We start from the raw sequence: 13,330 nt of genomic DNA on the forward strand, positions 1-13,330 counted from the left end.
ATCTTGACGAACACCGCTGAGCACCAGTTCGGTGGCAGAAAAAGTCCCCGGCATCATTCATAACCGCTTGATTGCTTTGGACAAGCCTCGTGTAGAGGATGAGGTATTTCACATCCAGACGCTGAACAACTACGTGAACCGGTGGTGTGGGTGGATGCAAACGTTTCATGGTGTAGGAACAGAATACCTGGAGAACTATCTGGCTTGGTTCCGTGTAGTCAGTCAGGAGCCAAACACCGCCGGCTCATGGTTGCTGGTTGGTGTCAATCGACTCACCAACACGTAACGGGAACAGCGCCCTCTTTACCCCTATGAGTTAAAACGCGATTTGCCTTTGCACCTGCTGCATCCATGGTTCATCATCAATCTTTTGCCAAGGGAGGTGCGCCATGTTTCTATTCGAGGTCACAGGAGCTGCGGGTGAGAAGGCCAGCATTCGTGTGCAGGCGCTGGATTGGGCGCAAGCCGGACCAGTGACCTTCCAGTGCGATGACGATCAGCTGGCGGTCGTGCTTCTGAGCGGTTGTCGTTGTGATGCGGTGGGCTTTTTCAATCTGCTGGCGGGGTGCAAGCCCCTCTATATCGAGCAGTGGCTCAGTTATCTGCAGGAGAGCGGCCGTATTGGCAAGTGGAGCCACCAGACCGAGAGTCCCGCCGATGGGGAGTATCTGGCCAGAGCCGGTCTGGATCACGATGAGCTCAACACCCTGCTTGGCCAGGTCTATCAGGTGGCGGGGTTCAATCGCCTGCAAATCAATCGTTACCTCAAGAATCGCCACAACCCCACCACGCTGGCGACCCGTTATGATCAAAAAGAGCTGGAACGCTATCGCCAGCTCAATGACATCATTCTGACCCTGTTGAAGCTGAAGCATCCTCAGTAAAGAGCCCCAGCTGGCTGATATCCGGTCGCAGCGGTTGCGGCCGGGCGATCAGATAGCCCTGTAAGCCATCCACGTACATCCCTTGCAGCAGCTGTTTCTGGCCAAGCTGTTCCACCCCCTCTGCAATCACCTGACACCCCATCCGGTGTGACACATCCACGATCATCCGCACAAACTGCTGGTTGGTCTGATCTTGCTCCAGCCCGGTGATAAGGGCGGGGTCCAGCTTGATGTAGTCGGGCTTTAGCTCGCGAAACAGGGTGAAGGAGCCGATCCCCTTGCCGAAGTTGGCGATGGCCGAGCGGCTGCCGTTGCGGCGCAGTAGCTCAAACACCCGCTTGGCGCCGGTCAGATTGCGCTCCAGGTGCTCCTCGTCGAGCTCGAACACCAGATTGGCACTGGTGTTGGGGTCTTTAAGCAACTGACGGTCAAGCCAGATCAGGAAGGCGCTGTTTTGCAGCAGGTTGGGGGAGAGGTTGATCCCCCAGCGATTCTGGTTGGTACCAAAGGCTCGGTACTGACGCATGATGTGGGTAATGACCAACTGTTCCAGTCGCATCACCATATCCAGCCGTTGCGCCATGGCAAACAGAGTGTCGGTGGGCAGGGCGGTACCGTCGTTGCCACTGAAGCGGGTGTAGATCTCGTTGTAGGCCAGCATGCTGCGGTGCAGCGGCTGGATCGGCTGATAGGTAAAACAGAGCCGCTCTTGCGCCAGTACCTCGGTCAGCACCTCGCGCCAGTGGTGCTGCCCCTGCAGGTCGGAGACGCTGTCATCTTGCTGGATAGCCCAGCCGTTGATGGTTTCGGTTTGGGCGCGAGCCAGTGCCAGATCCGCTCTGGCCAGCACGGCTTCGATTTTCTGACCGCTGCTGAGTTTGGTCAGCCCGGAGTATCCAGTACTCTCCAGCTCGTGCTGATCCTGATAGTGATCGAAGGCCATTTTTAAATCCTGTCCCAGCAGGTGGGGGGGGATATTGGCCACTGGCTGCACCAGCACGGCGAAATCGGCGCCGGAGATGCGATATACCTGATTGCCCGGGAAACGGCTCACCACCCGCTTGATGAGGTCCGCCATATCCTTGATATAGGCATCGCCGGACTGGAAACCGCGCTGAGCATTGATCTTGCCAAGCTCGGTGGCACGGATCAGCACCAGAGTGGCGGTCTGGGTGTCCTGATCCCGCTGCAGCAGTTCGGTCAGATCACGGCGAAACGCATGACGGTTGAGCAGTTTGGTCAGCTCGTCAGTGGTGGCCAGATTGTTCAATTCGGTCAGCTGGCGATGGGCACTCTGCTCAGCACTCTCAAACTGATCCAGCAGCTTTTGCAGCTCCTCCCGGGAGGCGGGCTCATCGAGCAGCGAGGGTTCACGGCTCCTGATCGCCTTGACCCAGGTGAGCTCCTGATGCTGGTGCAGGCCATCCATGGTGCGGATGGCCAGCATCAACAGCAGGATCATGCCGAGCAGTGTGGTGGTCAGAATAATGGCCAAAGTGAGCGGTGTGCTCTGCAGGGCCAGCCAAACTGCTTGCAGGAGCAGCAGGGGTATGGTCACTATGGTGGCGATGAGAAACAGGGAACGTCCGAGCTTGTGAACCATCTTGTCATCCTTGAAGTGGCTGCTTTATGGGGGAATTTTAACCAAGCTGGCGGAGCAAATCATGCTATTCCTCGCAACTCGGTTAAAAGGGTCAATTGGGATCGGTTAAATGTGAGTGAAACCACTTTCACAGTTACCGAAACAGGCGAAAATGAGTTGAAAATAGATCAAACAAGGCAGAGGTAAATCATGTTGTTAGAGCCCGAAAATAGTGCCAAAGCACGACAATTATTGAACCAGAGTATGGCACTGGTGCTGGCGGGAGGGCGTGGCAGTCGCCTGAAACAGTTGACCGACAACCGTGCCAAGCCTGCCGTCCATTTCGGTGGCAAATTCCGGATCATTGATTTTGTGCTCTCTAACTGTATCAACTCGGGGATCCGCCGCGTTGGTGTGGTCACCCAGTACAAGTCCCACAGTCTACTGCGCCACCTGCAATCTGGCTGGTCTTTCCTGCGTTACCAGATGAACGAGTTCATCGACTTGCTACCTGCCCAGCAAAGAGTGGATGAGGTGCACTGGTATCGCGGCACCGCCGATGCCATCTATCAGAATGTCGACATCATCCGTGATTACGGTCCCAAATACATAGTGGTGCTGGCGGGAGATCACATCTACAAGATGGACTACGCCGCCATGCTGCTCGATCACGTGCGTCTCGGCGCCAAGGTGACGGTCGCCTGCATCGAGGTGCCAAGAGCCGAGGCATCCGCTTTCGGGGTGATGGACATCGACGAGCAGCGCAAGATCCGCGCCTTCGTTGAGAAACCGGCCAATCCACCTGCCATGCCGGGTTGCGAGGATCGTTCGCTGGCCTCCATGGGGATCTACATCTTCGAGGCGGAGTACCTCTATCAACTGCTGGAGGAGGACATTCTTAACCAAGACTCCAAACATGACTTCGGGATGGATGTGATCCCCCGCATCGTGGAAGAGGGGCTAGCGTTTGCACACCCCTTCAGCATGTCCTGTGTCGGCGCCCGCGAGGGGCAAAAACCCTACTGGCGTGACGTGGGAACCTTGGATTCGTTCTGGGAAGCGAACATGGATCTCGCCTCCGTGTTGCCCGAACTCGATATCTATGATCAGAACTGGCCCATCTGGACCAGCCAGCCCCTGACGCCACCGGCCAAGTTTGTGCAGGACCGCAATGGTCAGCACGGCATGACCATCAACTCCATGTTCTCGGGCGGCACCATCGTCAGCGGATCGTTCGTGCTCAACTCGGTGCTCTTTACCAATGTGCGTGTGCACTCCTTCTGCACCCTGGATCAGGCCATTATCTTCCCAGGGGTCGAGATCGGCGCCGGTTGCCGTCTGCGCCGGGTGGTGGTGGATAAAGGGTGTGTCCTGCCCGATGGGCTGGTGGTGGGCGAGAATGCCGATGAGGATAGCCGCCGCTTCTACCGCTCCGAGCAGGGGATTGTGCTGGTGACCAAGGAGATGCTGGACAAGCTGGTTTGAGGAGGATCCTTGAAACTGTGTCAGACGCTGTAATGCAAAGGGAGCCATTATGGCTCCCTTTTTCATGCTGGTGCGCCGAGCATGGCGCTATCCGGTCACTGTGGTGGTGACAGGATGACTTGGAGGTATAAGACGAAGAGGACCGCTATCTATTACACGCGATTAAAGTGCCAGTGCGGCGTGGATCAGAGCACCTTGAACGGGATGACCAGACGGCCCGGCTCTACCTTGAGGGCTTCGACCTTGTCCTTGATCCTGGCTTCGTTCTTGCGGCTGCTGTCGAGGCGGTAGACCGGGGTTTGCGACAGGAACAGGGAGAGCGACTGATTGAAAGTGGGCAGCAGCGGGGTGAGGGCTGCGCCGATATCGGCGGGCTCGGTCTTCACCGAGAGCAGTTCAAGGTCGCGCAGATAGATGGCACCCTGGTCGGCCACATAATCCGGGCGGGCGCTCAAGGCAAAGCGGATCTTCATCTGCTGGCTGCCAAGGGGGCTGCTCACCTGCAGATCGCCAGCGGCGTCCAGCTCGATGCGATCCGGCTGCTTGCGGCCGATACGGCTCTGCATCTCATCCAGACGGATCTTGCTCGACATGATACCGGGGATCCCCAGCTGTTTTTCAAAAGAGACCTGATCTTTGAGGTACTGGTTGATTTGCGCCTCGCTGACGTTGTACTGGGTCAGGGAGCAGGCTCCCAGCAGCAGGGCGAGGGGGAGTAACAACAGCTGTTTCAACATGATGGATTCCGCTTGGGCAATTATGATGGCGCTATCTTACGCGATAATGGGCGTGGAATGAGAGCTTCATACCGTGGGAAATCACGGACTTGCTGCATTCCCGATTGTTTTTTGGCAACTGCCGGGTTCATCATCGACGGGTGGGCAGAATTGGGCTGAGCTGTTGGCTGCGGGCGTGGGTCTACGCCTGAGCAGAGAGAAGAGCACAGAGAAGAACACAGAGAACGAGGAGATCGCAATGGTTCGGATGAGCAAGGTTGGTCGCAGGGCGCTGCTGTGGCTTGGCTGCATGATGGGACTCTGGAGCTCGTCGCTGTGGGCCGAGGTGAAAGTGATCCCGGTCTTCGAGGCGCAGGCGGCGGTGCAGACCCTCAAGGAGATCTACCCCCAGCTGGGGGTGAGTGCCATGGGTAACCAACTGGTGCTGAGCGGGACGCCAGCCCAGTTGCAGGAGGCTGAAGCCACGCTGGCGCAGATCAACCAGCCACCGCAAAGTCTGCTTATCGAGTGGCGGGTGGATGGGGCCGCCAGCGGTCAGCAACTGGGGGGCTCAATCAGTCGCGACGAGGCCAAAAGGCAGTGGCTGCTCGATGGCAATGCCGAGCAGTATCAGCGCAGCCAGAACGACAGCTGGCAGGTGCGTGGGCTTTCGGGTCGTCCCGTGTTGCTGCAGATGGGCTCCTATCAGCCGGTGACCTTCTATCAGTGGAACGGGGGCGCCGTGGTGGGGATGATGCCGCTGGTGAATGGCCTCTATGCCACGGCCACCTTGATTGGCGATCGGGTGCAGATTGCGCTCAGCAGCGAACAGGCGAGGCTGAACCAGGGCACTATCAGCACTGGGCAGAGTGCCACCGAAGTGAGCGGTGCCCCAGGACAGTGGCTGACGGTGGGGGAGCTCTCGACCAACTCTGCAGATCAGGGGAGCAGCCTCGGCACCCAGTTACAGGGCGCACGAGGCAGCCAGAGTGAGCGCCAGACCCTGCAGATCCGTGTCACCCGTCAATAAGCCATTAACTCCTATTTTGTCATGCTCTACCTGACTGGGGGCTTCAGCCTGCAGGTGAACATGCAATCAACTGAGCGGGTGGGGTAGGAACCAGAGCAAAAACAGGCGGCTTAAAACAGGTTTACGCGACAACTATCTTGAAAAACGCCGGGCGGAGTTGCGCAGTGCCAAGGGTGATGGGAGAACGAGATTAGCATGGGGCAATCAACAGCAGAGACGAAAAAGCCCAGCTCGAAAGCTGGGCTTTAGAATGTGGCTCCCTCGACAGGACTTGAACCTGTGACATACGGATTAACAGTCCGCCGTTCTACCGACTGAACTACGAGGGAATTGGCTCCTCCTACTGGACTTGAACCAGTGACATACGGATTAACAGTCCGCCGTTCTACCGACTGAACTAAGGAGGAATTGCCTGTCTCGTTAAGACGGGGCGAATAGTAATGACCGGAGTGACAGGTGTCAACCCGCGAACTTCCCGAAAACCAGATTTTCGGACTGTTTGCCCAAAAGTTGCGCTTTGCGGTTTATTTTCAGCACAATCAGTCCCTTGCCATCACCTTGGCCAACTGATGCCGGGGACATTGGTTCGGTTCGCATCAACCTGATGATGCCAGCATGATGTCAGGAACGTGCAGGCAACCAGATAAGGCTCAAATGATAATCTTTGCTGCTAAAAGGGGGAGACTAGGAGTCAAGATCGGCGATTTTGCGGCAAAGAGGCCAAATAATCGATGAGCATGTGTTTCATTGATCCTGCCCATCGAAAAAATGGCCGGTCTGGAGTAAGGTTACACAGGATACCATCGCCGCGTCGACAGCTCTGCCGGCCCTTGATGATGATCGGGCGCCGGATTCTCTCCGGCCTTTATCTCCCTCTTCCGGTATTACGATATACATGCACAAGCAAACCTCTTTAAATAGCGTGAAGCTCGCCATAGCCTTACGCCAGTCCTGTATTGATGAACCCTACAGCATGGCCCGCTTTGGCCGTGACCTCATTGCCGGTGTAACGGTGGGCATCATTGCCATCCCGCTCGCCATGGCGCTGGCCATCGCCAGCGGTGTGCCGCCGCAACACGGTCTCTATACCGCCATCATCGCCGGTATTGTGATCGCCGTGACCGGTGGCTCCCGTTACTCTATCTCCGGCCCGACCGCCGCCTTTGTGGTGATCCTCTACCCGGTTGCCCAGCAGTTCGGGGTCGGCGGTCTGTTGATGGCGACGCTCATCTCCGGCCTCTTTCTGTTGGTCATGGGATTGGGTCGACTGGGGCGCCTTATCGAGTACATTCCCCCGTCAGTGACGCTCGGCTTTACCGGCGGTATCGCCATCGTGATCGCCACCTTGCAGATCAAGGACTTCTTTGGCCTAAGCGTGCCCGAGATGCCGGAAACCTATCTGGGCAAGGTCGAGGCGCTGGCCGCCGCCCTGCCAAGCTGGCAGTGGGGTGATACCCTGGTGGGGGTCGCAACACTGGCCGTGCTGCTGCTCTGGCCGCGGCTGCGGTTGCCGGTGCCCGGCCACCTGCCCGCGGTGCTGGTCGGGGTGGGTCTGGGTTTTGGCCTCCATTACTTCGGGGTGGATGTGGCCACCATCGGCAGCAAGTTCAGCTATACCCTGGCCGATGGCACTCAAGGGATGGGGATCCCACCCATCGCCCCGACACTGGTGATGCCCTGGGCCTTGCCCGGCCCCGATGGTATACCCGTTGAATGGAACCTCGCGGCCCTTGAGCGGTTGCTGCCTGCCGCCTTCTCCATGGCGATGCTGGGGGCGATCGAATCGCTGCTCTGCGCCGTGGTGCTGGATGGCATGACAGGTCGCAAGCACAGCTCCAACGCCGAGCTGGTGGGGCAGGGGCTTGGCAACATCTTCGCCCCCTTCTTTGGCGGCATTACCGCGACCGCCGCCATCGCACGCTCTGCCGCTAACGTGCGTGCGGGAGCGACATCGCCTGTTTCCGGCATCATCCATGCCCTGGTGGTGCTGGCCGCCATTCTGGTGCTGGCGCCCTGGTTATCCTGGCTGCCGCTCTCGGCCATGGCCGCTTTGTTGCTTATCGTCGCCTGGAACATGAGTGAAGCGCACAAGGTGGTGGAGCTGATCCGCCGCGCCCCCAAATCCGATGTGCTGGTGCTGCTGGTCTGCCTGTCACTCACCGTCATCTTCGACATGGTTATCGCCATCACCTTCGGGGTGATCCTGGCCTCCCTGCTCTTTATGCGCGAAATCGCCAAGATGACCAGACTGCACGATTTGGCCGAGCATAAGCGCTATGCCCATGAGGTGCCGGACAACGCGCTGCTCTACAAGATCAATGGCCCCTTGTTCTTTGCCGCGGCCGAGCGCGTTTTTACAGAACTGGCAGCCCAGGTCAAGGGGCACCAACTGCTGGTATTGCAGATGGAGGCGGTCTCCATACTGGATGCAGGGGGGCTCTCCGCTTTTCTGCTGTTTGAAAAGCAAATGGCCAAGGCGGGAGTACAGTTGCGAGTGGCCGAATTGCAGTTCCAGCCGCTCAAGACCCTGGCCCGCGCCAAGGTGCGTGCAGTGCCCGGCAAGCTGGAGTTTTACAGCTCGCTGGAAGAAGCTCTAAAAGGTGAACATTTGCATGAAGCGGCGGTAAATTGATTGAAAGGGATACAAAAAGGCATTTTTTTGGACGCTTTGTTCGGTTGTTGAGCAAAAAAACGCACAAAGTAAAAAATTGCATTGACCAAAAGTCATCGTATCCCTTACATTATGCCCCGTCGCTGCGGCATGGTCTGCCCGCGAATGTGCAGCTCAAGCACATAAAGCAGTGAGCAAAAATTTGGTGAGGTGTCCGAGTGGCTGAAGGAGCACGCCTGGAAAGTGTGTATACGGCAACGTATCGAGGGTTCGAATCCCTCCCTCACCGCCAAATATAACCCGTTGATTTATCAACGGGTTTTTTCATTTCTACGCTTACGTGATTTTTTCCCCTGGATCAACTGGGTGGAACAATCATCCATCTGTGTAAATTCCTCTGCTTCTACCGCGCACGGCTCCCGCACTCCAACATCGAATGTTACCGCACCGACCTTGATAGTCGCAGCCGGTTAGCAAGATGCAAAAGGGGGGTAACAAACGGTGCGAGAGGGTCATCACTTGTGCTGATCTGCCGGCGATTGCAAGGACATCATAGATGCGTGCCGGTATTGGTGCAGCAGTTTAAGAAAGTCATCCGGCTCCCGATCCAGGCTGTTTATCGGGATTAGCAGGTCATATCCGAGCAAGTAGCGCATCCGTGTCATGCGCTGTGCGAGCATGGCCAGTGCGCCGTCATAGCGTATTCCCTCGGGGGTGCAAAATGCACTCTCTTCCAGTAAATCGATGCCCTGCAGGGGGTCACTTCCCCGAACGGGTTGACCATGGGGTTGTTCGTTTTGCATGGCCAGCAGCAGCAAGGGCCGTTGCTCTGTCAGTAGATGCACGGCCAGTCTGGGGGTGATTAACCTCAGAAACTCGTCATACCGTTTGATCTTGAAGCCTATGTAAGGTAATGGCTGGAGATCCCACCCGACATGGACCCTGGGTTGATCGATGCGCTGGATGTTGTGCCACTTCAGTGCCCAACCGCCATATTTATGGTGATAGTGGAGGGCGTGCTGGCAGAGGGAGAGGCTGATCGGGGGCTCATTGAGCTTGAGCCAACCTATCAATGTCATCATCAGGCCACTGAGCAGCAATACATAGGCTGGAATGGGTGGGCTTGCCACAAACAACCAGAGCAGTAATAGCATCAGGCTGGTGATAAGCCCCCCGGCCCAGATCAGGGTCAAGCCATTGCGGCGGACCAGAGGCTTGATATGTCGTGTTTCCATTAAACCTCCTTGTCCTGTTGAGGATGGCGAGCGTTCCGATACTACCCGTTTGTGAGCAAGTATAAGCGTCGCGTTTTTGCGCTGACCCGTAAAGCACATGGCAGTCAGAGACGGGCTCGGGTATAGTCCTGCGCCAATGCGTGATCCTGTTTTGCTTACCCGTTGTGACCCTGCTGGTGACGAGGGCGAGCCCGTGTAAGGAGTGTTATGAAGTTCAGTCCCCTGCTCGATGAGATGATGAAGGCCCTGCAGGTGTTGCCGGGGGTGGGGCCCAAATCGGCACAACGGATGGCCTTTACCCTGCTCGAGCGCGAGCGCAGCGGCGGTCTGCGGTTGGCTCAGTTGCTTGGTCGGGCGCTGACCGAGATTGGTCACTGCAGCCACTGTCGTACCTTTACCGAGAACGATCGCTGCGATATTTGCGCCAATCCCAAGCGTGAAGAGAACGGCCTGCTCTGCGTGGTGGAGAGTCCGGCGGATGTGGCCGCCATCGAGCAGACCGGCCAGTTTTCCGGTCGCTACTTCGTGCTGATGGGACATCTTTCCCCGCTTGATGGAATCGGCCCGGAGGAGCTGGGGCTCGATATTCTCGAGCGCCGTTTGAAGGAAGAGCACATTAGCGAGTTGATCCTCGCCACCAATCCCACCATCGAGGGGGATGCCACGGCCTGGTATATCGCCGACATGGCCCGTCATGCCGGGGTAGAGGTGAGCCGCATCGCCCACGGCGTGCCGGTGGGTGGCGAGCTGGAGCTGGTGGATGGCACCACGCTCTCCCACTCCCTGATGGGGCGCCAGCGTCTCAAGTAACGGGGCGGCGGCAAGTCGCAACACACTGAACATAAAGTCGGCGGTCACACGCCAGCAGGGGGTGAATGAGCAGGATTGCACATTCGCCCCCTTGATATTTGGATCGCTGTCCCCATCTAGGTTGGGTGTATGTTCAACCCGATGTTTCTGAGGATAGGTCCATGACCCAAAGTGTTCATGCCGAAACCCACGGCTTTCAAACTGAAGTCAAACAACTGCTTAGCCTGATGGCTCACAGCCTCTACTCCAACAAAGAAGTATTCCTGCGCGAGCTGATCTCCAACGCCTCCGATGCGGCGGACAAGTTGCGCTTCAAGGCGCTTTCCGATGCCTCTTTGTTCGAAAACGACGGCCAGTTGCGTGTGCGCCTGGTGGTGGATAAAGAGAAGCGTACCCTGACCATCTCTGATAACGGGATCGGTATGACCCGTGATCAGGTGATCGAGCACCTGGGTACCATCGCGAAATCCGGCACCGCAGAATTCTTCAAAAACCTCTCCGGCGATCAGGGTAAGGATTCCCAGCTGATCGGTCAGTTCGGGGTCGGTTTCTACTCCGCCTTTATCGTGGCCGACAAGGTGACTGTGGTTTCCCGCGCCGCAGGTACGGCTCCGGAGCAGGGTGTGCAGTGGGAGTCGGAAGGGGAAGGCTCCTTCACCGTGGCTGATGTGACCAAAGAGGGTCGCGGCACAGACGTTATCCTGCACCTGCGTGCCGAAGAGGACGAGTTCCTCGACGACTGGCGTCTGCGCTCCGTGGTGGGCAAATATTCCGATCACATCAGTGTACCGGTCGAGATGTTCAAAGAGGGTACGCCGGATCGTGAAGAGGATGGCGAAACGATCAAAGGCACCCCGGGCGAGTGGGAGCAGGTCAACCGCGCGACCGCGCTCTGGACCCGCAACCCGAAAGATATCAAGGACGAGGAGTATCAGGAGTTCTACAAGCACGTCGCCCACGACTTTGAAGATCCGCTGCTTTGGGGTCACAACCGGGTGGAAGGGGCGCAGGAGTACACCAGCCTGCTCTACGTGCCGGCCCGCGCGCCGTTCGATCTCTATAACCGCGAGCAGAAGCACGGTCTGAAGCTCTACGTGCAGCGCGTCTTCATCATGGACGACGCCGAGCAGTTTATGCCGACCTATCTGCGCTTCGTCAAAGGGGTGCTGGACTCTGGCGATCTGCCGCTCAACGTCAGCCGCGAGATCCTGCAAGACAACAAGGTGACCGTCTCCTTGCGCAAGGCCTGCTCCAAGCGGGTGCTGACCATGCTCGCCAAGCTGGCGAAAGACGATGCCGAGAAGTATGCCAAGTTCTGGAGCGAGTTCGGCAATGTGCTCAAAGAGGGCCCGGCCGAGGATCACGCTAACCGCGAAGAGATCGCCAAGCTGCTGCGTTTTGCCAGCACTGCCGGCGAGGGCGAAGCCCAGACCGTCTCTCTCGAGGATTACGTGGGCCGCATGAAGGAAGGCCAGCAGAAGATCTACTACATCACCGCTGACTCTTATGCTGCCGCCAAGAACAGCCCGCACCTCGAGATCTTCCGCAAGAAGGGCGTCGAAGTGCTGCTGATGTGGGAGCGTGTGGATGAGTGGCTGATGAGCCACCTGACCGAGTTCGACGGCAAGCAGCTTATCTCCGTCACCCGTGGCGAACTGGATCTCGGCGATCTGGAAGACGAGGCCTCCAAGCAGGCCCAGGAAGAGGCTGAAAAAGCCAACGCCGGTCTGGTGGAGCGGGTCAAGCAGAGCCTGGGTGAGGCGGTGAAAGAGGTGCGCGTGACCCACCGTCTGACCGATTCCCCGTCTTGCATCGTTACCGACGCCTACGGCATGAGCACCCAGATGATCAAGCTGATGCGCGCGGCTGGCCAGCCGGTACCGGAGCAGAAGTACATTCTGGAGCTCAACCCCGACCACTCGCTGGTGAAGAAGCTCGACACCATCGAGGATGAGGCGCTGTTTGGCGAGTGGGTTGCTCTGCTGCACGAACAGGCCCAGCTGGCCGAGCAGGGCGGGCTGAACGATCCGGCGAGCTTTGTCTCCCGCATCAACCGCCTGTTGCTGCAAGCCTAAGCGGCAAAGCCGATAACAAAAAGCCCACTGCATGCAGTGGGCTTTTTTGATCCCGCCGAGTGAGAACGGCGAAAACAGCGGCAAGGGAGGCGGCCAGCGCCTCTCTATTTGCGGTATTCGTTATTGTAGTTCTGGATGAGACGCCGGGTCACTTCATGCTGGGGATCGGCAAACACCTTGAGGGTCTTGCCGCGCTCCACCACCCGCCCTTCGTGCATGACCAGCACCTCGTCGCTGATATGGCTGACGATACCCAGATCGTTTGCCACCAGCACATAGCTCAGCCCCATGCTCTCCTGCATCTCCAGCAGCAGGTTGATGATCTGGGAGCGGACCGAGATATCCAGGGTGGAGAGCGCCTCATCGGCCACCACGATCTTGGGGTTGAGGATCAGTGCCCGCGCCAGCGCCACCCGCTGTTGCTGACCGGAGGAGAGCATCTGCGGGTAGAAGAGGGCGTGATCCGGCAACATCCCCACCATGCGCAGGGTCTGTACCACCTTCTCGCGGCGCTCCTCCTCGGTCATCTCGGTGTTGAGACGCAGCGGGGTCTCCAGGATCTGGCCGACCCGGATCTTGCGGTTGAGCGAGGTATTGGGATCCTGAAAAATCATCCGTAGCAGTTTGCAGCGAGTCTGGTAATCACCATGCACCATCAGCTGGCCGTCGATGGCGATGTCGCCGCTGGTGGGCTCGATCATCCCGGCCAGAATACGGGCAAGGGTGCTCTTGCCGGAGCCTGCCTCGCCGACGATGGCGAGGGTCTGACCCACTTCGAGATCGAACGAGAGGGGCTTGATCGCCTCCACCGCCTGACGACGGAACAGACCGGTGCGGTTCTGGTAGGTTTTGCTAAGGCCTCTGACCTGCAACAGGGATGGCTCGATCACAAGCGGGGCTCC

Annotated in this window: 11 protein-coding genes and 3 tRNA genes; 8 read left to right on the forward strand and 6 right to left on the reverse strand. The window is 57.9% G+C overall.

Features of this window, described 5'->3' with window-relative positions:
* Positions 1-31 precede the first annotated feature (31 nt).
* Both BN1125_RS00035 and BN1125_RS00040 read left to right on the forward strand, forming a co-directional pair.
* Complete coding sequence (locus BN1125_RS00035) at positions 32-286, forward strand: hypothetical protein (RefSeq protein ID WP_052446013.1); 255 nt, start codon at positions 32-34, stop codon at positions 284-286.
* A 103-nt stretch (positions 287-389) separates the two neighbouring features.
* A complete protein-coding gene (locus BN1125_RS00040; protein ID WP_042009599.1) occupies positions 390-884 on the forward strand; it encodes a hypothetical protein in 495 nt (164 codons plus the stop codon).
* Here BN1125_RS00040 and BN1125_RS00045 read toward each other — a convergent pair.
* Positions 847-2,487, reverse strand: coding sequence for an EAL domain-containing protein (locus tag BN1125_RS00045; protein WP_042009602.1), 1,641 nt, complete (start codon positions 2,485-2,487; stop codon positions 847-849). The genes BN1125_RS00040 and BN1125_RS00045 overlap by 38 nt on opposite strands.
* Before the next feature lie 189 nt (positions 2,488-2,676).
* Between BN1125_RS00045 and glgC the strand changes: the two genes are divergently transcribed.
* Positions 2,677-3,951: a glucose-1-phosphate adenylyltransferase gene (gene glgC, locus BN1125_RS00050; protein ID WP_042009605.1), complete on the forward strand. Its 1,275-nt coding sequence runs from the start codon at positions 2,677-2,679 to the stop codon at positions 3,949-3,951.
* Between the two features lie 185 nt (positions 3,952-4,136).
* Here glgC and BN1125_RS00055 read toward each other — a convergent pair whose 3' ends face one another.
* The gene (locus BN1125_RS00055) at positions 4,137-4,688 is read right to left on the reverse strand and encodes a lipoprotein (RefSeq protein WP_042009607.1); all 552 of its coding nucleotides are present in this window, start codon (positions 4,686-4,688) and stop codon (positions 4,137-4,139) included.
* A gap of 289 nt (positions 4,689-4,977) precedes the next feature.
* Here BN1125_RS00055 and BN1125_RS00060 point away from each other — a divergent pair, with 289 nt between their 5' ends.
* On the forward strand, positions 4,978-5,697 hold the full coding sequence (locus tag BN1125_RS00060) for a hypothetical protein (RefSeq protein WP_425283617.1): 720 nt from the start codon (positions 4,978-4,980) through the stop codon (positions 5,695-5,697).
* A gap of 253 nt (positions 5,698-5,950) precedes the next feature.
* Here BN1125_RS00060 and BN1125_RS00065 read toward each other — a convergent pair.
* Both BN1125_RS00065 and BN1125_RS00070 read right to left on the reverse strand, forming a co-directional pair.
* A tRNA-Asn gene (locus BN1125_RS00065) sits at positions 5,951-6,026 on the reverse strand.
* Between the two features lie 2 nt (positions 6,027-6,028).
* Positions 6,029-6,104 (reverse strand) — tRNA-Asn (locus BN1125_RS00070).
* 488 nt (positions 6,105-6,592) lie between these two features.
* Here BN1125_RS00070 and dauA point away from each other — a divergent pair.
* The gene (gene dauA, locus BN1125_RS00075; RefSeq protein ID WP_042009610.1) at positions 6,593-8,329 is read left to right on the forward strand and encodes a C4-dicarboxylic acid transporter DauA; all 1,737 of its coding nucleotides are present in this window, start codon (positions 6,593-6,595) and stop codon (positions 8,327-8,329) included.
* Between the two features lie 183 nt (positions 8,330-8,512).
* Positions 8,513-8,600, forward strand: a tRNA-Ser gene (locus BN1125_RS00080).
* A 223-nt stretch (positions 8,601-8,823) separates the two neighbouring features.
* Here BN1125_RS00080 and BN1125_RS00085 read toward each other — a convergent pair.
* Positions 8,824-9,543 (reverse strand): DUF2982 domain-containing protein, encoded by a 720-nt coding sequence (locus BN1125_RS00085; protein WP_042009611.1) that lies wholly within the window; start codon positions 9,541-9,543, stop codon positions 8,824-8,826.
* Between the two features lie 207 nt (positions 9,544-9,750).
* Between BN1125_RS00085 and recR the strand changes: the two genes are divergently transcribed.
* A complete protein-coding gene (gene recR, locus BN1125_RS00090) occupies positions 9,751-10,353 on the forward strand; it encodes a recombination mediator RecR (RefSeq protein ID WP_042009614.1) in 603 nt (200 codons plus the stop codon).
* Positions 10,354-10,514: 161 nt separating this feature from the next.
* The gene (htpG, locus tag BN1125_RS00095) at positions 10,515-12,428 is read left to right on the forward strand and encodes a molecular chaperone HtpG (protein WP_042009617.1); all 1,914 of its coding nucleotides are present in this window, start codon (positions 10,515-10,517) and stop codon (positions 12,426-12,428) included.
* A gap of 104 nt (positions 12,429-12,532) precedes the next feature.
* Here htpG and BN1125_RS00100 read toward each other — a convergent pair whose 3' ends face one another.
* On the reverse strand, positions 12,533-13,318 hold the full coding sequence (locus BN1125_RS00100; protein WP_042009618.1) for a peptide ABC transporter ATP-binding protein: 786 nt from the start codon (positions 13,316-13,318) through the stop codon (positions 12,533-12,535).
* Positions 13,319-13,330 lie beyond the last annotated feature (12 nt).

It is taken from the genome of Aeromonas fluvialis, assembly GCF_000819885.1.
Taxonomy (GTDB): domain Bacteria; phylum Pseudomonadota; class Gammaproteobacteria; order Enterobacterales; family Aeromonadaceae; genus Aeromonas; species Aeromonas fluvialis.

What these genes read in the sequence shown, in the direction of transcription:
- BN1125_RS00040 (WP_042009599.1), top strand. Translation starts at nt 390, where the DNA reads ATGTTTCTATTCGAGGTCACAGGAGCTGCGGGTGAGAAGGCCAGCATT.
- BN1125_RS00045 (WP_042009602.1), bottom strand. Translation starts at nt 2,487, where the DNA reads ATGGTTCACAAGCTCGGACGTTCCCTGTTTCTCATCGCCACCATAGTG.
- glgC (WP_042009605.1), top strand. Translation starts at nt 2,677, where the DNA reads ATGTTGTTAGAGCCCGAAAATAGTGCCAAAGCACGACAATTATTGAAC.
- BN1125_RS00055 (WP_042009607.1), bottom strand. Translation starts at nt 4,688, where the DNA reads ATGTTGAAACAGCTGTTGTTACTCCCCCTCGCCCTGCTGCTGGGAGCC.
- BN1125_RS00060 (WP_425283617.1), top strand. Translation starts at nt 4,978, where the DNA reads ATGATGGGACTCTGGAGCTCGTCGCTGTGGGCCGAGGTGAAAGTGATC.
- dauA (WP_042009610.1), top strand. Translation starts at nt 6,593, where the DNA reads ATGCACAAGCAAACCTCTTTAAATAGCGTGAAGCTCGCCATAGCCTTA.
- BN1125_RS00085 (WP_042009611.1), bottom strand. Translation starts at nt 9,543, where the DNA reads ATGGAAACACGACATATCAAGCCTCTGGTCCGCCGCAATGGCTTGACC.
- recR (WP_042009614.1), top strand. Translation starts at nt 9,751, where the DNA reads ATGAAGTTCAGTCCCCTGCTCGATGAGATGATGAAGGCCCTGCAGGTG.
- htpG (WP_042009617.1), top strand. Translation starts at nt 10,515, where the DNA reads ATGACCCAAAGTGTTCATGCCGAAACCCACGGCTTTCAAACTGAAGTC.